Origin of the sequence: Pseudoalteromonas arctica (genome assembly GCF_012927645.1) — a bacterium.
Taxonomy (GTDB): Bacteria; Pseudomonadota; Gammaproteobacteria; order Enterobacterales; family Alteromonadaceae; genus Pseudoalteromonas; species Pseudoalteromonas arctica_A.
The window spans coordinates 50,438-74,657 of the sequence record NZ_JABBMT010000004.1; the positions used below are offsets into that span (position 1 = coordinate 50,438).

Below are 24,220 nucleotides of genomic sequence, written 5' to 3' on the forward strand. Positions count from 1 at the left end.
TTTGTTTTTTCGATTAACGTATATTCTGCGCGGGATATTCCGCCTACAATTATTAAACTTGCCAATCGATTGCTGTTTGCCCTTGCTGTGTTAATAACTGATTGGTTGTAGAGAAATGCTGGCAACCAAAAAAGCCACGATGCGCAGACAGTGGCGATGGATGCGGGCCATTTAAAATATAATGACGCGCACTATCAATGCCTTTACCTTTCTTTTGTGCGTGAGCACCCCATAAAATAAATACCACACCTTCACAGTGTTGATTAATATGGGCAATAACCTTATCGGTAAACTGCTCCCAACCTAAGTGTTTATGGGAATGAGCTTGGCCTTGCTCAACAGTCAGTACGGTATTAAGTAAAAACACCCCCTGCTCTGCCCAGCGTTGTAAATAACCGTGCGTAGGCACGCGAAAACCATCGATATCTGTAGCCAGCTCTTTATAGATATTTTTTAATGAGGGCGGAAGCTTACCAACCTCTGGTAATACCGAAAAACACAAACCATGTGCTTGACCTGCACCGTGGTATGGATCTTGTCCTAAAATAACCACTTTTATATTACTTAATGATGTTGCATCAAATGCACTAAATACATACTGCTCTGGCGGATATACAGCAACTCCTTCGCTGCGCTTTTGCGCAACGGTATCCAATGTCTGCTGCATATAAGTTTTTGCACATTCAGTTTTTAAAAAGCCTTGCCAATCACTCATTGTGCCTCCTTAATTACAACGCGTGAATCGTCTATTTTAGTACACATATCAGCAAGGCCATCCAACATACGCATGGTAAAACGGTGTAATAAATCAGCATTTACATGCAAAAATTGATTGCTTTTTACCGCTGGCACTTCGGGCCATAATGACCAATCAATCACAGCTTGTGGCTTTTGTGATTTCTCATCTGGTAATATTATTACCTCTGGTTTTGCTACGATCACATTTTCAATGCTGATCTGCGGGTAATCTGTGCGACTGTTTGCAAATACATTACGTCCTTGGCAAATTTCGATTAATTGATTGATCCAGGTATCTTTGCCCACCGTCATCATCGGCTCTGGCCATAGCTGGTAAAATACCGCAACCTTATTTTTACCTTGCTGCTTGGCTTTGATTACAGCAATTTTCTGCTCAAATTCAAGTGCGGCTTGCTCGGCTGATTGCTCACGTCCAGTAAGCTCACCTAAACGGCGCAGTTCATTGGCTACTTTATCTACTTCACTCGCGTCACTGTAAATTATATCAAGGCCAAAACTTTTAATACGTGCTAAATCCTCAGCTTTGCTACCCGTTTTCCATGCTAAAACTAAATCAGGTTTGAGAGCCAGTAGCTTTTCTATTTGAATACCCTGGTGGCCGCCAATACGGGGGATGTCGTTAGCAGCAGCGGGAAAATCGGCATACTCCACAGTACCTACAATTTGCTCTCCTGCACCTATGCTGTACAGGTTTTCTACTATATGTGGGGCGAGCGCGACGATTCTTAATTGCTGCTTGTTAGGCTCAGCCACGAGCTTAAAGCAGCACAGAGTCAGCGATAAAACGAGTACACACCTAAACGTAGCCATTAATAATCAAACCCTATTTGCGCTTTAACACCGGCATCAAATGCATGCTTAACATTGCGCACTTCACTAACAGTATCAGCTAAGTCAGTTAACTTGCGATGCGCACCACGCCCTGTAATAATTAAAGATTGCATTGGCGGACGATTAGCGATCACTTCAAGTGCTTCGTCTAAATCAATGTAGCCGTAGGTGATCATATAAGTAATTTCATCAAGTAATACTAAATTAATTGATTCATCAGCCAACATACGTTTTGCTTCTTGCCAAGTCGCTTGCGCCGCTGCGGTATCTGATTCTTTATTTTGCGTCTCCCAGGTAAAACCGGTATTCATAATGGCAAATTCAACCCCTGCGCCTTGCAATACATTACGCTCACCACACGGCCAAGTGCCTTTAATAAACTGGCACACGGCAGCTTTCATGCCATGGCCTACACAACGTGTTACCGTGCCAAACCCTGAGGTTGATTTACCTTTACCGTTACCGGTGATCACCTGAAAAACGCCTTTTTCTGTTTGTGCTGCGGCTATACGTTCATCAACTTTATCTTTTACTTTTTGTTGGCGCTGTTGGTGCTTGTCGTTATGTATGTCGCTCATGATTAACTCCTTCCCAGTTTTGGTAAATTTGCGTTATTTTGTCTAAATTTAAATGTTCTTTACATATAGTGGTTAAGCGCGTTAATTGCTGCTCGCGATGGGTGTCTATGTCTCTTAACTGCGTAATGCCACTATTTGGTAAGACCCAATCCAGTATTAATTGCGTGGCTTCGCTGCTATCAAATAAGCCATGTAAGTAAGTACCTGCTATACAATCATCATCTGATATAAAACCATCTTGCTTAATATGCAGTGGATGCTGAGTAAATTGTAAAAAAGGCTTTTTAAATGCTGGACCTGCGCTGCAACCAGCGTGTATTTCATAGCCTGCGACTTTTGCTTGTTGACCGCTAAGATGGATCACACCTGCAGCTTGAGTTAGTGTTTTATGCTGCCCTAAATGAGTGGCAAAATCAGCGAACCCTAAAGCTTTACAGTGTGTTTTACTTGATTCCACACCCTCTGGGTCATAAATGTCTGTGCCCAGCATTTGCAAACCTCCGCAAATACCTAATAACTTACCGCCATAACGCAAGTGACGCTGAATTTGCTCGCCCCAGCCTTCATTGTTTAAAAAGACTAAATCATTTATAACATTTTTACTGCCAGGAATGATGATCAGATCAACATGTGGAATTGCTTGAGTATGGCGAATGTAATTAATGTCAATTTGCGGGTTTAAACGCAGTGCATCAAAATCAGTGTGGTTACTAATATGAGGCAGTAGCAAAACGGCTATTCTAATTTTTGCTTGGCTAACTTGGTTATCTATCGCTACCGCGTCTTCAGCATCTAGGGCGAGATCATGTAAATACGGCAATACCCCTAACACTGGTTTACCAGTGTACTCTTCAAGCCAATCAAGGCCGCTTTGCAGTAATGCGATATCACCACGAAAACGGTTGATCACAAAGCCTTTTACTCGTGCTTGCTCTGACTCACTTAATAGCGCAAGTGTGCCGACTAAATGGGCAAATACGCCGCCTTTGTCGATATCTGCAATTATTATTACAGGGCAATCAACCGCTTCAGCGTAACCCATATTCGCAATATCCCCAGCACGCAGATTAATTTCGGCCGGACTGCCCGCCCCTTCAACTACCAATAATTCAAACTCTTCGCTTAAGCGTTGTTGTGAAACCAGTACCGCATCCATCGCGACTTTTTTATAATCATGATAAGCACCTGCTTCCATATTACTAATGGCTTTACCGTGAATTATCACTTGAGCGCCAGTATCACTATTTGGTTTGAGTAAAATAGGATTAAAATCAACCCGTGGCGGCACTTTGGCAGCAATCGCCTGTAGAGCTTGCGCACGACCTATTTCGCCGCCATCCTCTGTTACAGCGCTGTTTAAGGCCATATTTTGCGGTTTGAATGGAGCAACTTTGATCCCGCGTTCAACAAATACTCGGCACAACGCTGCAACTAAAGTACTTTTCCCTGCATCTGAAGTCGTACCTTGTACCATTAATGTTTTCATCATGACTGCCCTTTCAATGTTAAGGTAAGACCTGCCATTATAAATGCAACTCGCGCAGCTTTTGCGGCAATGGCTTAGCATCGAGTGCGTTTAACATCAGTCGATGCCCTTGCTCCAACTTCCCTAATGTACCAAAGTGTTTGCTTTTATGATTAATTTTATACGCAATTAAGCTGCTATATTGATTGGTGACTTTAGGTATATTAAACATTTGGTTACGTTGCTCGCTTACGAAAATAAAGTAACGATAAAAAGAACACACTACCGATTGCAGATGTGATTACACCGATTGGCAATTCTTGATTTGCAAGTAAAACACGCGATAGCACATCAACCCACACCATAAATATACCGCCAACTAAAGCCGTCATGATCAAACCAGTAATAGTGCCTTGCGACACAAAAAACCGTACTATATGCGGGATCATCAAACCAACAAAACCAATACCACCACACATCGCTACCAATACAGCCGTGATCAATGAGCTGAGTATCAGCATTAATAGTCGAAAGCGTTGCACTGGGATCCCCAGCGTCACGGCACTTTCATCACCTAGTAGCATAGCATTGAGTTGACGGCGAAAGCTCATCATTAAGGCTGTGCAGCTTAATATAACTAAAGCTGGTAACCAAAGCGTTACCCACTGAGCGCGAGCAAAACTTCCTAGCGTCCAAAATAAAATAGCCGTGATCGACTGTGGATCACTAAAGTACAATAACAAACTAGTAAATGCGCTAAATAAAAATGATAACGCCACCCCTGCTAACAGCATGGTTTCAACTTGCCCGCGCCCAGTACGTCCAGCTATAAAAACCAGTAATAGCATAGTAACTAAACTGCCACCAAAAGCGGCCGCAGACATAGTGATCCCTGCACTTACGCCAGTGATTGTAATAAAACACACTACGCCAAATGATGCACCAGATGAGATACCGAATAAGTAAGGATCGGCTAACGGGTTACGGGTTACGGTTTGTAAAATTAAACCAGCTATAGCTAAACCAGAGCCAGCTAAAAACGCGAGTAATGTACGTGGCATGCGTAATTGCCAAATGATCCGCTCAATAAACGAGCCATGCCCTTGACCAATAATGCTGTGGTATACATCAATAAATTTACTCGGCGCTGCTCCAAAGCTCAACGCCACAAAAATACTCACAACCGCGAATATCAGCGCTGCAATAACAGCCAAAGAGCGATGACTAGACATGGTTCACTCCCGCTTCATAACCATAAAAATAGGTAATACGCGGAACCACTTTATGCAATTGTTGACTTTGCGGGTGCGGCGATACTTCAGCGCACACTCCAAATACTTCACTGAGCATTTTTTCTGTGATTACTTGCTCTGGCGAGCCTGACGCAACTAACCGGCCTTGCTTGAGTACCAACAGCCCATCGCACATACTTGCTGCCAGATTAAGATCATGGAACGACGCTAATACCGTTACATTTAGCGATTTAGCCAACTCCATTAATTGGATTTGATATTTAATATCTAAGTGGCTGGTAGGCTCGTCCATAATTAATAATTGAGGGCTTTGTACAATTGAACGTGCTATCAATGCACGTTGCTTCTCGCCACCGGAAAGGGAATCAAACGATTGCTGTAAATGGTGGCTCAAGCCAACTTGCTCAATCGCCTGAAAAATAATTTGTTGATCTTTTTTAGTCGTCGAACTAAATAAGCTTTTATGCGGTGTAAGGCCGAGACTCACTACATCATAAAGAGATAGGTTAAATTGCGAAGGTGTTTCTTGTAGCACCACAGCAACCTGCTTGGCATATTCATCCGCACTTAGCTGCCAAATGTTTTTCCCTGCAAATATAACCTCACCACAGCCTGGTTTAGTGTAACGGTATAAACAACGCAATAAACTTGATTTACCTGCGCCATTAGGCCCTAGCAAACCAATAAACTGCCCTGGTTTTATTGCAAAATTAATATCATGCAAAATGGCGGTATTTACCACTGACCACGATAAATTAGTTACTTCAAGTAAAGGGGGATCAATTACTGCTGGTATTTGCAATGTGTTATCTCGCTAGCAATAGCTAAACCCAATACGCTACAAACCATTATGATCATGGTGATAATAGAAGAGTTAGCCCGCTCAATAGGTAATAAATTAACGCATTTTGTATCTGACTTATCGCGCTTGCGACTTACAGTTGCGGGAACAGTTGAGGAGTTACACCCCATTCCAAAATACATAAGGCTCTATTATGGGCGGGTGAATAAATATTTCAATTAATATCTTTCTAGACGGCTAAAAACATCTAATAGTTGCTTACTCTTGCATGCGTAATAACTAATTGTGCATGAGTGTGATTATTTGCAATATCAATTAGTAACGTTTGCCACTACGTTGCTATTCGCTGATAAAAACCCCTCATACTTTCGCCATGAGGGGGTTACTTGCCAAAGGCTTTACCAAAAATTGATACCTTCTTTTAAACTCATTTGATAACCTTTGGAAAGCTGTCAGTCAATATTATTTGAGCTATTCCCAGAGGATTTTCCTGCATAAAGCAATGTCCTCCCGATACTATTTGGTAAGCCATCAAAGATAAAACGGCGGATGAAAAGTTCAAAGTTAGACAGCAAAAAGCCAAACCAATCGTTGATGAATTGTATCAATGGTTGATAAAGCACAAAGATAAAATCCCACCCCAAATGGCGCTAGGTAAAGCAATTACCTATGCGATAAATCAGTTTGAGAAATTCCGGCGTTACCTCGATGATGGCAGGCTCAGTATTGATAATAACCGCGCAGAGCGAGCAATAAAACCGTTCGTAATAGGGCGAAAAAACTGGTTATTCTCAAATACCAGCAGTGGTGCACATGCCAGCGCCATACTTTATAGTCTTGTTGAAACCGCAAAGGCAAATGACCTTGTGGTGCATGACTATATCACTACTTGCTTACAGCACCTTGCTGAGCAGCCAGATAACCTTGAGCCACTGCTACCTTGGAATATTAAGCAAGGCTAGGTGTCGTTAGCTATACGCTTACAGATAACCTTGAGCCACTGCTACCTTGGAACATTAGCAAAGCTAGGTGTCGTTAGCTATACGCTTACAGTTTATTTAGTGCTGCCCACAGGTTGTTTGGGAAACTGGCAAAAACTTCAGCTTCTATACTTGGAGGGTATTACCAATCAAAAGAGATTTGTTCAGATGCCCTTTTGCACTCGGATAGACCAATGTGCACTCCGAGTAAACGAACGGATTTACCATTACCTCGAAGAAATGCCTCACGGAGCAATTCGGATAAAATTTCAGGCTCTAATCGTTCAACGGTAAAATCTTTTGTTGTTTGATGAAAATCAGAGAATTTAATTTTCACACCAACCTTACTTATTCCTCTGTCGATTAAGTATTTAGAGGATCTCCGCTTGAGTTCTGGAACTAGTTCATCAAACAGCACTCTGTCTAATGACTCAATATCGCAATAGTCTTCAGGAAATGTCCTTTCTACTCCAACTGACTTTCTTATTCTGCTTACTACGACAGGCCTATTGTCTATACCACTACACCTCTCCCACAACAATTGACCTAGTTTTCCATACTTAATTGACAAGTATTCAAGGCTGGATGCTTTAATGTCCTTGCCAAACTTTAAATTATCTTCTAGTAATTTTTCATTCGTTACTTTTCCTACGCCAGGAATCTTTTTAAGCTCCATTGTGTCGATGAATGAGTCGACGTCACTGGGGGGAATTACATAAATACCATTAGGCTTGTTTATATCTGAAGCAATCTTCGCCAAGTATTTAATTGGCGCGACACCTGCTGAAGCGGTTAGATTTAATTCGCGATGAATAGTGCGACAAATGTCTTGCGCAATTAAAGTTGCTGAACCACCGAATAATTTACAATCGCTAACGTCTAAATAGGCTTCATCTAAACTCAAAGGCTCAATTAAATCTGTATAGCGCTCAAATATACCTCTAATTTGCTGACTAACTTGCTTATAAACGTCCATCCTACCGGGTAACAGAATAAGATCGGGACATTTTCTCAACGCTACACTTGTAGGCATTGCGCTTTTGATACCAAACTGTCTTGCTATATAATTGCAAGTAGAAAGAACGCCTCTAGAGGCTCTACTTCCGCCAACCGCAACCGGTTTACCCATGAGTTCCGGATTGTCTCTGAGCTCAACAGAAACATAAAATGCGTCCATATCTACATGCACTATTTTTCGCATCACTCCGCATCCAAAAATTGAGATGTGCTCTATACAAGCTGAAAAAATAACTAATAATCTCTTAGAACTAGCACTTACAATAAATGCCAGCTGGTAACACCTAAGAGTTTAAAAGCAATCCATGTCAATATGAATAAACTTTTTCATCCCTCAAACCAAGCACTGTACAAATGAACAGTTATTATTCATTAAGTTTGATTTATTAGCAAGTCATCAGCTCGATGATTCTTACTGTGAGGATTTTTTACGATTAAATAACCTCGCACCGAATAACCAAAAAGCCCCCTCTAAAATAAAACCAATTACGACTGTTTTCCTAATTTTCTTGAGCTAAACAGCACCAATTGCTAATCTACATTTTTACTTTAAAGCGCTGTCGAATATGCAATCATTTATAGAACAATATCCTATCCATACCGCAATTAATGTTGCTTGGGGAGAAATGGATGCCTTACAGCATGTCAATAATGTGGTGTATTTTCGTTATTTTGAAACTGCTCGAATCGATTTTTTTAATCAAATAAATTTACTCAACGATTTACAAACAACAGGTATTGGTCCTGTGATCAGTGAAAATAACGCCCGTTATAAACGCCCAGTTAGATTTCCTGATACAGTGTTGGTAGGCGTTACCATCAGTGATATTCAAAAAGACCGTTTTATGATGCACTACAGCGTATTTAGCCAAGCACAAAATACCTTGACTACATTAGGCTCATCGCAAGTGGTGATGTTCAATTTTAAAACAGGCAAAAAAGCACAATTAAGTGAGCCATTATTGGCTGCATTACATAAGTACAGTCAAGAATCATAAAAGTAAGGAATCATTATGCGTTACAACCCACTTGGTAGCAGTGGTCTCAATGTGTCTCGTGTATGCTTAGGCAGCATGACGTGGGGCGCACAAAATAATCAAGCAGATGCTGATGAGCAAATTGCTTATGCCTTAGAGCATGGCGTAAACTTCATTGATACTGCAGAAATGTATGCCATTCCTCCCACTCCAAATACCTACGGAAAGACAGAGCAAATTATCGGTAATTGGTTATCACGTAATCCAAGTAAGCGAGACGAAATTGTACTCGCCACTAAAATTGCTGGCAATGGCCTAAATTGGATACGTAATGGCGGCGATATTACTCGTCAAGCAGTCGTTACTGCAGTTGACGAATCATTAAAACGCCTACAAACCGATGTCATTGATTTATACCAACTGCATTGGCCGAATCGTCAATCTCCGCACTTTAGCAAACAATGGCCTGGTATGCTCCGTTTTAGTGACGCTAATACAGAGCAACATACAGCGGGCATGCTCGATATTCTTGAAGGTTTAAACGACTGCGTTAAAGCTGGTAAAATTAAACACTGTGGGCTTTCTGACGACACGCCATGGGGTATTAGCCAATTTTTACGATTAAGTGAGCAACATAATTTACCGCGCATAGTCTCTATTCAAAATGAATTTAGTTTATTACACGCTAAAGACTGGCCTTATCTAATAGAGCAATGTATTCACGAAGATATTGCTTATTTACCTTGGTCACCTTTAGCTGGCGGTATGTTAAGTGGTAAATATTTAAATGGCGCACGTCCCGATGGTAGCCGCTGGACACTAGTGCAGCGTAATGGTTTATTTCGTGACACAGCGCAATCACAACAAGCAATCAGCCAGTATGTTGAAATTGCCCAGCAATACCAAATAACCCCAGCACAATTAGCACTTGCATGGTGTGATCAAGTTGATGGCGTTACTTCTTCAATTATTGGTGCAACCAGCTTGGTACAACTAAAAGATGACATTGCCGCGTTCAATATAGAATTAAGTGAGCAAGCTCTAACTGATATTGGTAATGTATTTAAGCAATACCCAATGCCATTTTAATCAATAAAGTCCCAATCATTATCAATGCTTGGGCTTATCACTAGATTGAAATTCTTGACAATACCTTTGCAGAATTTGCTCTTCAGCATCAACAACAGATATTAAAGCTTACTCAGCCATTGCTAACTTGAAAACAAATTTCAGTCTCAAAATGTAATTGCTCATCCTTATGAGTACTCATCAAGGTATCTGTTATCGCGCTTGGGGGTTTTAAAAATACCACCATTTCGTCTGCCACTTGATTACCAAGCTCAGCAATATACGCAGCGTGGTTACGACCAATACAAACGATTTTTGATGGTAACTGAGAGGGAAGTACCATATTCATATTTTTCCTATTAAAAGTATGTTGCAGCCAATCTATTTTGAAAGGGTATCGCAGTTAAATCAATTAAATTTCCGAGTTCAGGTAGTTACTAATTTATTGTCACTGAACAAACACAATACAATTATTAACAAGGTTAAGTTAATATTAGAGTTGTACTTAAAGTGACAAAAATACAATCAAATATAAATAATAGTTATCTCATACGTTACACCCGCAATTAATCACTAACCCAGACTTTAACGCATTTAAAAGTTCCAATTTGGGACGAAAACCTATGTAGTATTAACTAACAAACCAATTTATTAGTAACATTTGTAACACTAACTAAAAAATACTCGTTAATATTCCTCTTAATTACATGAACATACCTTTCAGTACCCAAATTGAAATATTAATTATATTGACGACTGTTTTACTTTCTACTAACGTATTGTAAGCGCTTACATTAACAAAAGTCGGGTTCGGCGATTTTTATTTAACACTTATGTAAGCGCTTACAAAACAATAAACATAAGAAATAAAACCAAATCTGGAGATTTGCATGAACAACACACATTTCAAGAAAAAACAGCTTGCTATGAGCCTCTCCATGGCTATGGGGATCAGCGCGTTAATTCCTCATACCGCTATCGCCGAAGAAGAGCCCGCAGTCAACACTGACATTGAAGTTATTCAAGTATCAGGTATTCGTGGCAGTTTAGTTAAATCTATGGATATCAAACGACAGTCAGCAGGTGTAGTGGATGCCATTACTTCTGAAGATATCGGTAAATTCCCTGATACTAACCTTGCTGAATCGCTACAACGGATCACCGGTGTATCAATCGACCGTAGTAACGGTGAAGGGAGTAAAATTACTGTCCGTGGCTTTGGTCCTGAGTTTAACTTAGTGACTCTCAATGATCGTCAAATGCCTACTACTGGTGGACGTTCATTCGACTTTGGCGATATCGCTACCGAAAGTGTAAGTGGTGTTGAAGTGTATAAAACAACACGTGCAGACACTTCTAGCGGTGGTATTGGCGCAACGGTAAACATTACCACAGCCAAACCGTTATCGAACCCTGGTATGCATGCATCTGTTGGTGCGAAAGCAGTTCATGACACATCAAATGTAAACGGCAGCGATATCACCCCTGAGTACTCAGGCATATACAGCAATACTTTTAATGATGACAAATTTGGTATTTTGATCTCTGGTTCAGTACAAAAACGTGACAACCGTGAGCAATCAATGGCGGTTGATAACTGGATCCCTGATGTTGATATTTCATCATCTCCAAATTTAGCACTAACAGACAACAATCAACGTGCTGATGGTTCAACTTGGTATCCGCAAAATGCAGGTTATGCATTTTCAGATAACAGCCGTAAGCGTACAAATGGTCAGTTAGTGCTGCAATATGCACCGACTGATAACATCACTGCTACAGTTGATTACACCTACTCAAAACTTGAATTTGAAAAAGACGGCCGCAGCTTTGGTTTATGGTTTAACAACGGTGGTAACGTCAACGCAGCTAATATCAACGAAAATGGTACTTATACACAAGTCACTGAAGTTGGTGGTGATTACTCTACAAATTTAAATCAAGGTAAAACTGTAAACGAAAATAAATCACTCGGTTTTAATATTGATTGGCAAGTTACAGATACATTTAACATTGAATTTGATGCACATAACTCATCTGCAAGCAGTGTTGGCCAAGATGCATTTATGTTAATAGGTAACACGTCATGCGATTCGTGTGATAACTCCACCATAAATATCGATGAGAAAACGGCTGACTTTAGCCAAGGTGAAATTCCACTTATTGATATGACTTTAACAAACGGCCAAGCTGAAATTCTACCAAGTGATATGGGTAGCCTTTTTACCAGTGTAGGTAAAGACGAAAACACCAACGAACTAGATCAATACCAGCTTAAAGGTACTTGGTATAATGAAGATAGCGGTGCGTTAGCCAGTATTAACTTTGGTGTGTCACATACTAAAATTGATTTTCGCACGACTACATCTTACTCAGGTCAACTAGCCGCAGGTTGGTGGACTAAATCCGCTGATTGGTACGATGATAGCTTATTTACTCGTGTAGACAGCACGGGTTTACTCGATGGTTTTTCAGGTGGCGGTAGCGACAAACTATTAAACTACTACTACGATGCAAACTTTAATGACATAGCCGCAATTGCTGAAAGCATTGACTGTGATCACCCTGATGGTGGTTTAGGTGCCTGTAGTTGGCCTGCGGATGTAAACGGTAAAATACAATCTGGTCCAATTGATGATGATCACAGAATAAGCGAAAAAACATTAGCACTTTATATGCAAGCTAACTTTGAAACTGAATTTAATGGTATGCCAATAAATATCACAACAGGGTTACGTTACGAGCAAACTAACGTAAGCTCAAGCAGCTTAGAGCGCCCAGCTGCTAATATGGAATGGGTAAACGGCAATGAATGGTCGTATATTTATGCTGATGAGCGTTCATTCTCAACAGGTGAAGGCACAAGTAAAGAATTTTTACCAAGCTTTAATATGAATGTTGAAGTTATTGAAGATGTTATTGCACGTTTCTCTTACAGCAGAAGCTTAGCGCGTCCTCCAGTTAGCGCACTTCGTTCAACAACATCATTCTTAGGTAACCCTAAAGTGGGCCAACGTAAAGTAGCCGTTGGTAACCCTGATTTAAAACCATACATAGCTGATAACATTGACTTATCACTTGAGTATTATTACGGTGAAGGCAGTTATGTATCAACTGGTTACTACCGTAAACAGGTTGAAAACTTCTTAGTAAATGTAACCACTGAGGAAACAATCAGCGACATTACTGATGCATTTATTGGCGAACGTGCTGAGCAAGCCCGCGCTGATTTAGCGGAAGCGGGTATTCAACCAACAGATCAAGCAATACACGATCAAATCAATGCCAACCTCGGTAATGAACCAGGTACTCCTATTTTAGGTGACACGACTGACCCATTAGCGACCTTCTATGTATCACGTGATACAAACGTTGAAACAGCTAATTTATGGGGTTGGGAGCTTGCTGCACAACATATGTTTGGCGACACCGGTTTTGGTGTAGCTGCCAATGCAACATTTGTATTTGGCGATGTTGAAGCAGACCGCGACGTTATCGGGTACCAATTTGCCCTACCAGGTTTAAGTGATTCAGCTAACTTCTCAGCTATTTATGATTTAGATGGCTTATCTGCGCGAGTGTCTTACAACTGGCGTGACGAATTCTTAACTGGTTTTGACCAACACTCTGCCCCTATTTTCACTGAAGCCTATGGCCAGTGGGATATCAATGTTAACTACGCAGTTAATGAGCAATTTACGGTATTTTTTGAAGGTTTAAATTTAACCGACGAAACACAGCGTACTTACGTTCGTTACTCTGAGCAGTTACTTCGTGCTAATCAGTATGGCGCTCGATATAACATCGGTTTCCGTTACTCTTTCTAGCATTTTGTTGTCAAAAAGCCGCTTTATGTGGCTTTTTTGCTGCGATATTTACACTTAATCTTGGTAATTAATAATGGCGACTTCCACGATAAATCATATCATTATAATCGGTAGCGGCAGCGCAGGTTGGTTAAGCGCTGGCTTAATTGCAGCTCAATCCCATTTAACTCATAACGCGAAAGTTACATTAATTGAATCACCCAATGTGCCCACCCTAGGTGTGGGGGAAGGAACTTGGCCAACAATGCGCCAAACCTTAAAAACTATAGGCATCAGCGAAACGCAGTTTATGCGAGAATGTGATGCATCTTTCAAACAAGGTTCTCGGTTTGATGGTTGGTGTCATGATTCACATAAGGGTAAAAACAATGAATATTACTATCATCCATTTAGCTTACCTGTTGGCTATCAAAACCTGAATATTGCCCCCTATTGGTTTTCGCAACATCAAACGGTGAGCTTTAGCCATGCGGTATCAAGTCAAACATATTTGTGTGATCATAACAAAGCGCCAAAAACCCATTTGCACAGTGATTATCAAAGCCAAGCGAATTACGGCTACCATTTAGATGCGGGTAAATTTGCTCAGCTTTTAAATCGCCATAGCGTTGATAAACTCAACGTGAATCATGTTATTGCACATGTTGATGACGTGATTAACGATGAAGATGGTTACATTAGCGCAGTAAAAACCCGAGAACATGGTATTATAACTGGTGACTTATTTATTGATTGCTCGGGCCATCATGGCTGTTTAATCGATAAACACTACCAAATACCACTGCTCACGCAAGATCATATTTTGTTTAATGACCGTGCCGTTGCTGTACAGGTGCCCTATGCAAACGATCAACAAGAGATAGTCTCTTATACTAAAGCTACGGCTCAAGATACCGGTTGGATTTGGGATATAGGACTTCAAACTCGCCGTGGTGTTGGCATGGTTTATTCGAGCAAATTTGAATCAACCCAAGGCGCAAAAGATAAACTAATAAGCTATTTAAAAACCACGCAAAGTGATTTAGATACCAGTGAATTAACGATACGTGAACTCAAGTTCACACCGGGTTATCGTGAACAGTTTTGGCATAAAAACTGTATTGCTATTGGTATGTCAGCAGGCTTTATTGAGCCGCTCGAAGCATCGGCGCTAGTCATGGTAGAGCTGGGTTTAAATAACTTATTAGCAAATTTTCCAACCCACCGTAATGCCCTGCCAGAGCTTGCAAAACGCTTTAACCTACAATGCCACTATCGCTGGCAGCGGATCATCGACTTTTTAAAGCTACATTATGTATTATCAACACGCACCAGCAAGTACTGGCAAGCGCATAGAGCACAAAGTGCAACGCCACAATCATTACTCGCCAACCTTGCGTTGTGGCAATATCAAAGCCCTTGGTTGAATGACTTTGATCGCTCCCAAGAGGTATTTTCGGCAGCTAGCTATCAATACATTCTATATGGTATGAAACACTTACCTCAGTTTCCAGAAATGAAAATGCCGGCTGGAGTAATTAAGCACTTTACTAATAATCAGCAAGACGCTAAACACACTTTAGCTAAGTTACCAACTAACCGCCAGTTACTTAATCATATTCAAAAGTTTGGTTTGCAACCGATTTAAGTTAACTGATTAAACTAATTGAATTAACGTATTTAAAAAGCTAGGAGGCCACATGGCCAATCACGTTTTACTTGATAACATTAGCCACAAAGACTTAAAAGTGAATGTTTCCCGCGGCGAAAAATGGGGCGATGCCATTAGCTGCACAACTATTTTCCCAAATGAATTTACAAAAGTACAAGCTAGCCAGCCTATCGTATTTCGTAAACATCCTCACACTGGGCAATTTGAAGCATTGGCTTTATTTGGTTTTGAAAATAATGAAAACCTTTTGCTCGATAAGCAAGGCAACTTAACTCTCAGTTATCTGCCGCTTAGCATACAGCGCCAGCCATTTTTAATTGGTCAACAAACACAATATAGTCAAGGTGTACCAGAGCAATCTTTAGTAGTACACATTGATTTAGACAGCCCACGCATTAATAAAGAGCAAGGTGAAGCGATATTTTTAGAACACGGTGGGAATAGTGATTACTTAAACCACATAGCGCAAGTACTCAATACCTTACATAGTGAAAGCCAAGCTCTCCCCGCTTTTTTTGAGCCGCTTTTAGCACTTAATCTAATTGAAGCGTTCTCAATTGAATATCAGCAGAAAAATGCTGAAAAAGTAACTGTCGGTGGTTTTTATACCATCAACCAAAATACGTTAAATAGTTTAACGCCAGAGCAACTACAAAACTTGCAACAAAGCGGCTACTTACAAGCAATTTATATGGTGATTGCATCCCTTGAGCAAATACCTATGCTACTAAGTAAAAAGTGGGCGCAGCAGTAATGCAAAGCGCTTCACAGCTAATAGCGCAGCAAATTCCGCAATTTCATATTGATGATATTAACGGCTTACCTACATTTTTAGCCAAACAGGCGACACCGGTTGTGATCAGAGATGTCTGCACGCATTGGCCGCTTGTACAAAGCGCTAAGCACAGTGATGAGCAAGCGCTAGCGTACCTACAAAGTATTGCCAGTAGTTCACCTGTGCGCGCATTTTCGGCACCATCAAGCGAGCAAGGACGTTACTTCTATAATACTGACATGACAGGCTTGAACTTTACTCAATATACGAGCAATTTAGAACAGCTGTTAGACACGCTAAAACAATCGAAAACCCAGCAGCAACCAGACTCCCATTATATGGGCTCAACAGCCTGTGATTATTGTGCGCCGGAATTTACTGTGCAAAACCCACTAGAAGTCACCGCACATAATTGTTTAAAAAGCTTATGGGTAGGTAATCATAGCCGTATATCTGCACATTACGATAACGCTGACAACCTTGCGTGTGTAGCTGCGGGAAGCCGAGAGTTTATTTTATTTCCCCCAGATCAAGTCAATAACTTGTATATTGGCCCTTTAGAGTTTACTCCTGCCGGGCAAGCCGTCAGCTTAGTTGATTTTGCTGCACCTGACTTTAACCGTTTTCCACGTTTTAAAAACGCCCTAAATAACGCACTAATAGCAAAGCTGCAACCTGGTGACGGGATATTCATTCCTGCGCTTTGGTGGCACCATGTAAGCGCACAAAGCCAGTTTAATGTATTAGTTAATTACTGGTGGCGACAAGCTCCTGGCTACTTAGCCAACCCGTTTGATGCCATGCTACATAGCATGCTGGCGATCAAAGATTTACCACAATCTCAACGAGATCATTGGCAACAGCTATTTGCACATTATGTGTTTAGTGAAGAAAGTGAGCTAGATACAGCAATAGCACCTGCTGCTAAAGGTATTTTAGGTGAGATTGATGAACATACTGCGCGTAAAGTTCGCCAATTATTAATACAAAAATTAAACCGTTAACAGTAATAAGTGAGAATTGAGTCAAAAGCCAGCAAGTGCATCGAGTTCGGCGATGTAGCTGCTGACTAAAGACTCAAAATTTATCGCTTAGTGTTCGTTATTTACGTTTACCTAAAATTTGCTTTGCGCTTGGTTGATAAGTAGCGCAGCCTTTACCTGTTTTCGAATTGCTTGAGCATTGAAACACTCGTACATAATCCACTAACATCTGCTTTGCAAAACCGATATTTTCTACAAAAGAGCCATCTCCTTGCTGAGTTGTTCAATACTATTGCTTACTTTCAAGTGTGCCAGCAGGTGCAGCCTTATCATCGGTTTGGGTTTTTAAGTTAACCGCTTCCATTATGTCAATTTCACCTGATGACGCCCACATGCCGTATTCCCAATCGGTTGGTAACATCCAAATTACAGACCACGTACCCTATCCTACGGGTAGCTTTGCATGAATTTTAAACCGGGTTTGGCAGGCGCTAAGCGAACCTGCCTAAATTATGAGTGATAGCGATTTTACTGACATGAAATAACGTTCTCGTTAGCTTGCTTACTGGTAATACTAAGCTTAGCAATAGAAACCTGCCATGGTGCTGAAGTACTTAACTGCCAAGGTGAGAACACCTGTGATAAATTAACTCCTTGAAGCGTAAAACAACCTAAATCGACATTTAATGTTTGCCACTCGTTACCAGCGGTTAACTGCTCAGTGATATCAAACTTACCTTGGCAATTTTCGCCACATTGCATACCAAGCCAAAGCGGTGCATCTGCACTTTGATTAACTTTAATTTGCATTTGTAGCTGCCCTACTTTTTCAACGTAAGAACGTAAGTCAGATGGAAATACTGCCATTAACCGTACCGCTGCAGGCTCAGCCCCAGTAAACGCAATTGCACGTGCATCTTCTTGTACATCTTTATCAAACGTTTTAACGCTCACCGCACCAACAGCTGCTCGGCTGCTTGTCATGGTTTGTTGTTGCTCACCACTTTGTAGCACTAAGCTCCATGGCGCTTTAACTGCACGTTCAAATAACACTAAGTCTTCAAGTTGTTGTGATGAAAGGCTTTGCTCTACAAGGTTATCTGCAAGAGTATTTTTATCAGCATACGTTAGACCAAAACCATATGGTAGTAATGGTGCGTAACCTTTATCACCACGGTTTTCATTATCCACCGGGTTACTCGGCCAAGAAAACGACAGCTTACCTTTAAAGTCATAGTTAACTGACCCATCGGCATCAGCAAATAGTACATCACTTATTGCATCTCCTTCCGTACCTGGTAACCAAGTCGCAACAAAGGCATCGCTGGCATTAAGTTCAGCGTTCACCCACATTGGACGACCACTAATAAACAGTGATACAACCGGAATTCCTGCTGCTTTAAACTTACGCAGCAGTGCTAAGTCTGTTTTATTACCACGTTGATACTCAAGGTTATCTAAGTCACCATTACCCTCTGCATATGGCTGCTCACCAAAAATGACAATCGCTACGTCTGGACGGGTATTGAATTCACCGTTTAAATCATACTGAACTTGCCCGCCCGCTTGCTTAACAGTGGATTCAATACCATCCAAAATCGACGTCCCACCTGGGAAATCGCTATTTTCGTTACCAGTACCTTGCCACGTGATGCTCCAACCGCCTGACTGCATACCGATATTATCAGCACCAAGGCCAGCTACGAGTACATTCGCCGTTGGTGAAAGGGGTAAAAGTTGTTGCTTGTTTTTAAGTAATACTAATGACTCACGTACAGCCTGTTTGGCAATTTCGCGATGTTCAGCACTGCCAATTACCTCTGTTTTACCTGATAATGGACGATTAGCAGGGCTTGGCTTATCAAATAAACCAGCACGCATTTTAACTCGTAAAATACGTGTTACCGCATCATCCACTCGTGATTGTGCAATTGCGCCATTATTAACTTGGGCAATTAAATTTTCGTATAACGGTTTCCATGCATCAGTTGGTACCATGTATACGTCAAGCCCTGCATTAACGGCTTGCGCGCAATTGCCATTAGTACAACCTGGGATTTGCCCGTGCCCATTCCAATCCCCAACAACAAATCCGTCAAAGCCCATTTTACCTTTTAGTACATCTGTAAGAAGATATTTACTACCGTGGATTTTTTCACCACTCCAGCTATTAAAAGACGCCATCACAGTTTGTGCACCTGCGCCTAAGCCACCCACGTAACCTTGAGCATGAATATTAAATAGGTCAGTTTCGCTATCAATATTATTACCTTGGTCGTCGCCACTTTGAGTACCACCGTCACCTAAAAAGTGTTTTACAGTGCTGATCACGCGCTCATCTGATAAAAAGTCCTTATCTACTGCACCTTGTAAGCCTTTTACAATAGCAGCTGAGTAATCTCGAACAATTTCAGGGTCTTCAGAGTAACCTTCATATGTACGACCCCAACGGTCATCACGCACGACTGCAACGGTCGGTGCAAATACCCAATCAATCCCCGTTACCATTACTTCTTGCGCTGTGGCTGCGGCAATTTGTTCAATTAAGGCAGGGTTATTTGCCGCACCTAAAGCGATATTATGTGGGAATAGTGTCGCCCCAATCACATTGTTATGACCATGAACCGCATCAGTACCCCACATAGTTGGAATGCGGCTACCGTCTAGTGAATCATCAACAGACGCTTGATACATTTTTTCAGCAAGCTCAATCCAATCAGCAGCGGTTGCATGCTTATTATCATTAGGGAATGCACCACCGCCATTTAGGTAAGAGCCAAACCCATATTTGCGCATATCTGCAACGGTAATATCTCGAATTTCAGGCTGAATCATTTGCGCTATTTTTTGCTCAAGCGTCATCGTTGATAACAGTTTTGCTATTTTAGCTTCCATATCTGCATCATCTTTGATGCCAGTGGTGATCATTGGCCAAATTTCTTGTTCAACCAACTTATTAGTTTGCATCGTCTCAGTCCCTGAACAGCCGCTCATCGCTATAGTCGCAATTATCAGCGCCGAAAGTGTGAATGTTTTTTTTAAAATCATGATTTGCACCTAATTATGAATAACGAATTGAAGATACTTTTGAGCCAAATAGCGCAAAGTAAGTGATATAAATATAACAGCCTATAGGCATTAACAGCGCTAGCTGCACGCCAATACTATCCGCTAAGAAACCTTGTAGGAGTGGAATAACCGCGCCACCGACAATTGCTAAACATAAAATGCCTGAGCCTTGTGATGTGTATTTCCCCAAGCCTTGTAGCGCTAAACTAAAAATAGTCGGAAACATGATTGAGTTACATAAACCAACTAATAAAATAGCCCACATTGCCAATGCACCCAGCCCTGTCATAGCAACAAAAATAAGTACAACGGCTAACAATGCGTGGCAAGCAAGTACAGTGTGTGCATTCACTTTTTGCATGATTGCAGCTCCAACAAAACGACCAATCATAGCGCCTGCAAAGTAATAACTAATATAGTGAGCAGCTTGTTGTTCGCTTAACGCGGCAATATGGTCAAGAGTTAAAAAGCCGACCAAAAAGCTGCCAATCGCAACTTCAGCGCCTACGTATACAAAAATACCTAATGCGCCCAAAATCAGATGGCGGTACTGCCAAACACTACCTAGATCAACAAAACTATCATCTACTTGAACACTTTCTGTCGAGTCAGCTTTGCCCAGTTTAGGTAACTTCAAAAACGCAAATATCACGGCTAATATCAGCAAGCTTGCTGATAAAATTAAATAAGGAAGTTTGACTTGTTCAGCCGTCGCTTGGCTAACTTCAGAGAGGATTAACCAACCACCAAAAATTGGTGCAACGGTTGTACCTAACGAGTTGAATGCTTGGGTCATGGTTAAACGTGATGACGCAGTTTTAGCTGAACCTAGGACACTCACATATGGATTTGCTGATACCTGTAAAATTGTTATACCACACGCTAAAACAAATAATGCGAATAAAAACAACTCATACACATGTGCATCTGCAGCTGGATAAAACAATGCACAACCTATTGCTGCGACAACTAAACCCACAACAATTCCGTATTTATAACCAATGTTACTTACCAACTTACCCGCTGGTATCGACATCACAAAATACGCGCCAAAAAAGCAAAATTGTACAAGCATCGCTTGGGTATAATTAAGCGAAAACATACCTTTTAAATACGGGATCAAAATATCATTTAAGCAGGTAATAAACCCCCACATAAAAAATAATGTAGTCAACGACGTTAAAGCAAATGTTTGTTTGCCCATTGGTTGCTGACTCTGTTCATTCGATGTCATATTGTGTGTGACATGTGCCATATTAAAATCTCTAATTATTATTGATTATCAGTTCGTTACATTTATTAAAGTACTTTTCCATTACTTTAAAAAAGCAAATAATAGTTGCAACATAAAATGTAAGCGCTTACATTTATAGCATACAAATCGAATTTAGCAATTCATTTACAATAAAACTGTAAGGCTTACATAAACCAGCTATGCTGAATAACGTTTTACTCGCATTGCCATAATTGAAAGTTAAAGGACGCCCTTAATCGTGATTAAAACAATTTCCCTGCCAGCAAATTCGCCAATGCTTCAACCTTCATTTACATTTGGAGTAGCTACAGCTTCATTCCAAATTGAAGGGGCAAGAGACTCTCGTCTTGACTGTATTTGGGACACTTTTTGTCAACAACCAAATATGATCGCAGACCAAAGCAATGGCGATGCAGCATGTGAACATGTAAAGTTATGGCAGCAAGATATAGATATGATTGCCGATTTAGCGGTTGATGCCTATCGATTATCAATTTCATGGCCTCGTGCTTTGCATCAAGATGGCACTGTTAATCAGCAAGGCATAGGATTTTATCGTGACTTATTAATCGCTTTAAAAACTCGTAATATAAAGACCTATGTCACTTTATATCACTGGGATTTACCGCAGCACTTTGAAGATAAAGGAGGCTGGCAAAACCGTGATACCGCTTACGCATTCGCAGCCTATACAGATATAGTTAGTAAAGAACTTACAGGGCTTGTAGATTCATACGCAACACTCAACGAACCATTTTGCAGTGCTTATTTAGGCTACGAAATAGGTGTTCATGCACCAGGTATAAAAAGCCAAAAAGCAGGCAGGCAAGCCGCGCACCACCAATTGTTAGCCCATGGTTTAGCAATGCAAGTGCTACGAAAAAACTGCCCGAGCACTGAAGCGGGTATCGTATTGAATTTTAGTCCAACTTATCCATTAACGAGTGCCGATACAATCGCTGCTGAGCAAGCTGATCAATATCATAATCAGTGGTACATAAAAGCAGTATTAGAGGGAGCATACCCTGCCCTGTTAAATGAGTTAGATCCGCTCGTACAACCGAATATCCAAGCCAGCGATATGCAAGTCATTAGTCAGCCAATCGACTTTTTAGGGGTAAACTATTATACCCGCATTCATTACAAAAAAACAGCAAACAACTGGTTTGACGAAGCAGTTATCGATAATGTGCCAGTTACCGATATGGGCTGGGAAGTCTATCCTCAAGGGCTAACTGAATTATTAGTGGATTTGAATAATCAATATAACCTGCCAAAAATGTATATCACCGAAAACGGTGCAGCCATGGCAGATACTTTAATTGCAGGTCAAGTACTCGATTATGATCGCATAAGCTATTATCATACTCACTTAAACGCAGTCCAAAATGCAATTGAACAAGGTGTTAACGTTCAAGGCTATTTTGCATGGAGCTTAATGGATAATTTTGAATGGGCTTATGGTTATGAAAAGCGCTTTGGCCTTGTATATATTGATTACAAAACCCAGCAGCGCACACTAAAGGAAAGTGCAAAACAATATCGAGCGTTATTAAAGCAACGTCAAAAATAACAACTATATGAGTGCCTACAATGCTAACTAAAAAAGAAAAAATAGCCTATGGCCTAGGTGATACCGCCAGTAACATCATTTTTCAAACAGTGATGCTATTTTTGACTTTTTTCTATACCGATATTTTTGGCATTTCGCCTGCGGTGGTAGGCACTTTATTTTTAGTCGTTCGAATTATTGATGCGATTACAGACCCTTTAATGGGCTCTTTGTGCGACTCTACTCGAAGTAAATATGGCAGTTACCGACCTTACTTGTTGTGGTTAGCAATTCCATTTGGGCTGATCAGCATCATTACCTTCACCACCCCAGAATTAAGCGTATCTGGTAAGGTGATCTACGCCTTTGTAACCTATACCTTATTAATGCTGATTTATACGGCGATTAATATTCCATATTCAGCTCTAGGCGGGGTGTTAAGTAAAAACCCTACTGAGCGCGTATCAATTCAATCGTATCGCTTTGTGTTTGGTATGCTCGGTGGATTGATTGTTAGCGCATGTACCTTACCGCTAGTTAATTGGTTAGGTAAAGGTGATAATGTGCTTGGTTATCAACTCACTATGGTGATCATGAGTTGCTTAGGAGTTGTCTTATTTTTATTTTGTTTTCGTTTTACCAAAGAACGTGTTACTGCCCCGCAAAATAAACAGCTAAATCTAAAACAGCAAATAAATACACTATGGAAGAATGGGCCCTTTAAAGTACTTTGTACAGCCTCCATAGTACTGTTAACGAGTATGGTTTTGCGTACTACTCTTGCAATATATTACGTTAAATATGTACTTGCTGAAGGAGAGCTAGTTACACTTTTTGTCACCATAGGTATGGTCGGTAATATTTTAGGCTGCGCGTGCGCACAACCTCTTAGTAAGCGAGTTGATAAAAAAACCGCCTACATCTATCTGCAGTATTTATCTGCAATTACCAGTTGCCTCGCTTTTTGGTTGCCCGGTGAGCAACTTATTTTGGCATTTGTAATTTACTTTTTATGGTGCTTTTTCACCCAAATGGCAACCCCCTTATTATGGGCTAAAATGGCCGATACCATTGATTACGGACAATGGCAAAATGGGTACCGTTTAACCGGGCTTGTTTATGCCAGCGTGGTGTTTTTTATAAAACTCGGCCTTGCTTTTGGTGGAGCAATTGCGGGGTGGCTCTTAGCCTACTACGGTTATCAGGCAAATACGCCTATAAGCGAAGTAACCCGTAGCGGTATTTTAACGTCATTTACCATATTTCCTGCTATTGGCAGCATATTTGTCGCATTAATTATGAAAAAGTATATTCTTGATAATCAAACTGTTCAGCAAATAACAGCTGAGCTCACAATTAAAAGTCGTACTTAACAAGG

General features: G+C 40.8%; 20 protein-coding genes, 1 pseudogene and 1 riboswitch. Of the genes and pseudogenes, 9 read left to right on the plus strand and 12 right to left on the minus strand.

All coding sequences use genetic code 11. From position 1 onward, the window contains the following. Nucleotides 1-52 precede the first annotated feature (52 nt). Genes ung through HHO47_RS03850 form a run of 7 tightly spaced genes read right to left on the minus strand, consistent with a single transcriptional unit; the run spans nucleotide 53 to nucleotide 5,688 of the window. Nucleotides 53-715 carry a uracil-DNA glycosylase gene (ung, locus tag HHO47_RS03820; RefSeq protein WP_169019071.1) on the minus strand — a complete coding sequence of 221 codons (663 nt, stop codon included), beginning with the start codon at nucleotides 713-715 and terminating at the stop codon, nucleotides 53-55. After that, on the minus strand, nucleotides 712-1,569 hold the full coding sequence (locus tag HHO47_RS03825; protein WP_169019073.1) for a cobalamin-binding protein: 858 nt from the start codon (nucleotides 1,567-1,569) through the stop codon (nucleotides 712-714). The genes ung and HHO47_RS03825 overlap by 4 nt, the downstream gene beginning before the upstream one ends. Continuing rightward, nucleotides 1,569-2,168: a cob(I)yrinic acid a,c-diamide adenosyltransferase gene (gene cobO / locus HHO47_RS03830; protein ID WP_169019075.1), complete on the minus strand. Its 600-nt coding sequence runs from the start codon at nucleotides 2,166-2,168 to the stop codon at nucleotides 1,569-1,571. The genes HHO47_RS03825 and cobO overlap by 1 nt, the downstream gene beginning before the upstream one ends. Next, a complete protein-coding gene (locus tag HHO47_RS03835; protein ID WP_169019202.1) occupies nucleotides 2,152-3,654 on the minus strand; it encodes a cobyric acid synthase in 1,503 nt (500 codons plus the stop codon). Before HHO47_RS03835 ends, cobO begins: the two co-directional genes overlap by 17 nt. A 37-nt stretch (nucleotides 3,655-3,691) precedes the next feature. Continuing rightward, nucleotides 3,692-3,865, minus strand: coding sequence for a hypothetical protein (locus HHO47_RS03840; RefSeq protein ID WP_169019077.1), 174 nt, complete (start codon nucleotides 3,863-3,865; stop codon nucleotides 3,692-3,694). 4 nt (nucleotides 3,866-3,869) lie between these two features. After that, nucleotides 3,870-4,865, minus strand: coding sequence for a FecCD family ABC transporter permease (locus HHO47_RS03845; RefSeq protein ID WP_169019079.1), 996 nt, complete (start codon nucleotides 4,863-4,865; stop codon nucleotides 3,870-3,872). Beyond that, a complete protein-coding gene (locus HHO47_RS03850) occupies nucleotides 4,858-5,688 on the minus strand; it encodes an ABC transporter ATP-binding protein (RefSeq protein WP_211183600.1) in 831 nt (276 codons plus the stop codon). The genes HHO47_RS03845 and HHO47_RS03850 overlap by 8 nt, the downstream gene beginning before the upstream one ends. A 90-nt stretch (nucleotides 5,689-5,778) precedes the next feature. Further along, a riboswitch (cobalamin riboswitch) is annotated at nucleotides 5,779-5,901 on the minus strand. Between the two features lie 317 nt (nucleotides 5,902-6,218). On the opposite strand from HHO47_RS03850, the gene HHO47_RS03855 reads away from it, so the two are divergent. Beyond that, nucleotides 6,219-6,650 carry an IS66 family transposase gene (locus HHO47_RS03855; protein WP_432651928.1) on the plus strand — a complete coding sequence of 144 codons (432 nt, stop codon included), beginning with the start codon at nucleotides 6,219-6,221 and terminating at the stop codon, nucleotides 6,648-6,650. Nucleotides 6,651-6,810: 160 nt separating this feature from the next. Here the strand turns inward: HHO47_RS03855 and dinB are convergent, their stop codons facing one another. After that, complete coding sequence (gene dinB, locus HHO47_RS03860) at nucleotides 6,811-7,869, minus strand: DNA polymerase IV (protein ID WP_169019081.1); 1,059 nt, start codon at nucleotides 7,867-7,869, stop codon at nucleotides 6,811-6,813. Nucleotides 7,870-8,251: 382 nt separating this feature from the next. Here dinB and HHO47_RS03865 point away from each other — a divergent pair, with 382 nt between their 5' ends. Then, nucleotides 8,252-8,683 carry an acyl-CoA thioesterase gene (locus HHO47_RS03865; RefSeq protein WP_169019083.1) on the plus strand — a complete coding sequence of 144 codons (432 nt, stop codon included), beginning with the start codon at nucleotides 8,252-8,254 and terminating at the stop codon, nucleotides 8,681-8,683. A gap of 15 nt (nucleotides 8,684-8,698) precedes the next feature. After that, nucleotides 8,699-9,751, plus strand: coding sequence for an aldo/keto reductase (locus HHO47_RS03870; RefSeq protein ID WP_169019085.1), 1,053 nt, complete (start codon nucleotides 8,699-8,701; stop codon nucleotides 9,749-9,751). A gap of 112 nt (nucleotides 9,752-9,863) precedes the next feature. On the opposite strand, the gene HHO47_RS03875 is transcribed toward HHO47_RS03870, so the two are convergent. Further along, nucleotides 9,864-10,079, minus strand: a complete 216-nt coding sequence (locus tag HHO47_RS03875; protein ID WP_169019087.1) for a hypothetical protein — start codon at nucleotides 10,077-10,079, stop codon at nucleotides 9,864-9,866. A gap of 541 nt (nucleotides 10,080-10,620) precedes the next feature. On the opposite strand from HHO47_RS03875, the gene HHO47_RS03880 reads away from it, so the two are divergent. The 4 genes from HHO47_RS03880 to HHO47_RS03895 all read left to right on the plus strand — a co-directional run bounded on the left by HHO47_RS03880 (nucleotide 10,621) and on the right by HHO47_RS03895 (nucleotide 16,987). Then, on the plus strand, nucleotides 10,621-13,557 hold the full coding sequence (locus tag HHO47_RS03880; protein WP_248290917.1) for a TonB-dependent receptor: 2,937 nt from the start codon (nucleotides 10,621-10,623) through the stop codon (nucleotides 13,555-13,557). A 73-nt stretch (nucleotides 13,558-13,630) separates the two neighbouring features. Beyond that, nucleotides 13,631-15,184: a tryptophan halogenase family protein gene (locus tag HHO47_RS03885; protein ID WP_169019089.1), complete on the plus strand. Its 1,554-nt coding sequence runs from the start codon at nucleotides 13,631-13,633 to the stop codon at nucleotides 15,182-15,184. A gap of 52 nt (nucleotides 15,185-15,236) precedes the next feature. Continuing rightward, a complete protein-coding gene (locus HHO47_RS03890) occupies nucleotides 15,237-15,962 on the plus strand; it encodes a SapC family protein (RefSeq protein WP_169019091.1) in 726 nt (241 codons plus the stop codon). Beyond that, nucleotides 15,962-16,987: a cupin-like domain-containing protein gene (locus HHO47_RS03895; protein WP_169019093.1), complete on the plus strand. Its 1,026-nt coding sequence runs from the start codon at nucleotides 15,962-15,964 to the stop codon at nucleotides 16,985-16,987. Before HHO47_RS03890 ends, HHO47_RS03895 begins: the two co-directional genes overlap by 1 nt. A gap of 283 nt (nucleotides 16,988-17,270) precedes the next feature. Here HHO47_RS03895 and HHO47_RS19265 read toward each other — a convergent pair. The 3 genes and pseudogenes from HHO47_RS19265 to HHO47_RS03910 all read right to left on the minus strand — a co-directional run. Next, nucleotides 17,271-17,444 (minus strand): annotated as a pseudogene (locus tag HHO47_RS19265) (glycoside hydrolase family 16 protein); the annotation flags it as partial. Between the two features lie 50 nt (nucleotides 17,445-17,494). Then, nucleotides 17,495-20,014: a glycoside hydrolase family 3 protein gene (locus HHO47_RS03905; RefSeq protein WP_169019095.1), complete on the minus strand. Its 2,520-nt coding sequence runs from the start codon at nucleotides 20,012-20,014 to the stop codon at nucleotides 17,495-17,497. 13 nt (nucleotides 20,015-20,027) lie between these two features. Continuing rightward, complete coding sequence (locus tag HHO47_RS03910) at nucleotides 20,028-21,290, minus strand: sugar MFS transporter (RefSeq protein ID WP_169019097.1); 1,263 nt, start codon at nucleotides 21,288-21,290, stop codon at nucleotides 20,028-20,030. Between the two features lie 274 nt (nucleotides 21,291-21,564). Here HHO47_RS03910 and HHO47_RS03915 point away from each other — a divergent pair, with 274 nt between their 5' ends. Further along, nucleotides 21,565-22,863: a GH1 family beta-glucosidase gene (locus HHO47_RS03915; protein WP_211183606.1), complete on the plus strand. Its 1,299-nt coding sequence runs from the start codon at nucleotides 21,565-21,567 to the stop codon at nucleotides 22,861-22,863. A 20-nt stretch (nucleotides 22,864-22,883) separates the two neighbouring features. Next, the gene (locus HHO47_RS03920; RefSeq protein ID WP_169019101.1) at nucleotides 22,884-24,215 is read left to right on the plus strand and encodes a glycoside-pentoside-hexuronide (GPH):cation symporter; all 1,332 of its coding nucleotides are present in this window, start codon (nucleotides 22,884-22,886) and stop codon (nucleotides 24,213-24,215) included. The last annotated feature ends 5 nt before the right edge of the window (nucleotides 24,216-24,220 follow it).

Bases quoted from the DNA above. Each gene is read 5' to 3' on its own strand.
- HHO47_RS03870 (WP_169019085.1), top strand. From the start codon at position 8,699: ATGCGTTACAACCCACTTGGTAGCAGTGGTCTCAATGTGTCTCGTGTA.
- HHO47_RS03835 (WP_169019202.1), bottom strand. From the start codon at position 3,654: ATGAAAACATTAATGGTACAAGGTACGACTTCAGATGCAGGGAAAAGT.
- HHO47_RS03825 (WP_169019073.1), bottom strand. From the start codon at position 1,569: ATGGCTACGTTTAGGTGTGTACTCGTTTTATCGCTGACTCTGTGCTGC.
- ung (WP_169019071.1), bottom strand. From the start codon at position 715: ATGAGTGATTGGCAAGGCTTTTTAAAAACTGAATGTGCAAAAACTTAT.
- dinB (WP_169019081.1), bottom strand. From the start codon at position 7,869: ATGCGAAAAATAGTGCATGTAGATATGGACGCATTTTATGTTTCTGTT.
- cobO (WP_169019075.1), bottom strand. From the start codon at position 2,168: ATGAGCGACATACATAACGACAAGCACCAACAGCGCCAACAAAAAGTA.
- HHO47_RS03910 (WP_169019097.1), bottom strand. From the start codon at position 21,290: ATGGCACATGTCACACACAATATGACATCGAATGAACAGAGTCAGCAA.
- HHO47_RS03905 (WP_169019095.1), bottom strand. From the start codon at position 20,014: ATGATTTTAAAAAAAACATTCACACTTTCGGCGCTGATAATTGCGACT.
- HHO47_RS03845 (WP_169019079.1), bottom strand. From the start codon at position 4,865: ATGTCTAGTCATCGCTCTTTGGCTGTTATTGCAGCGCTGATATTCGCG.
- HHO47_RS03920 (WP_169019101.1), top strand. From the start codon at position 22,884: ATGCTAACTAAAAAAGAAAAAATAGCCTATGGCCTAGGTGATACCGCC.
- HHO47_RS03885 (WP_169019089.1), top strand. From the start codon at position 13,631: ATGGCGACTTCCACGATAAATCATATCATTATAATCGGTAGCGGCAGC.
- HHO47_RS03895 (WP_169019093.1), top strand. From the start codon at position 15,962: ATGCAAAGCGCTTCACAGCTAATAGCGCAGCAAATTCCGCAATTTCAT.
- HHO47_RS03890 (WP_169019091.1), top strand. From the start codon at position 15,237: ATGGCCAATCACGTTTTACTTGATAACATTAGCCACAAAGACTTAAAA.
- HHO47_RS03865 (WP_169019083.1), top strand. From the start codon at position 8,252: ATGCAATCATTTATAGAACAATATCCTATCCATACCGCAATTAATGTT.
- HHO47_RS03840 (WP_169019077.1), bottom strand. From the start codon at position 3,865: ATGTTTAATATACCTAAAGTCACCAATCAATATAGCAGCTTAATTGCG.
- HHO47_RS03880 (WP_248290917.1), top strand. From the start codon at position 10,621: ATGAACAACACACATTTCAAGAAAAAACAGCTTGCTATGAGCCTCTCC.
- HHO47_RS03915 (WP_211183606.1), top strand. From the start codon at position 21,565: ATGCTTCAACCTTCATTTACATTTGGAGTAGCTACAGCTTCATTCCAA.
- HHO47_RS03875 (WP_169019087.1), bottom strand. From the start codon at position 10,079: ATGAATATGGTACTTCCCTCTCAGTTACCATCAAAAATCGTTTGTATT.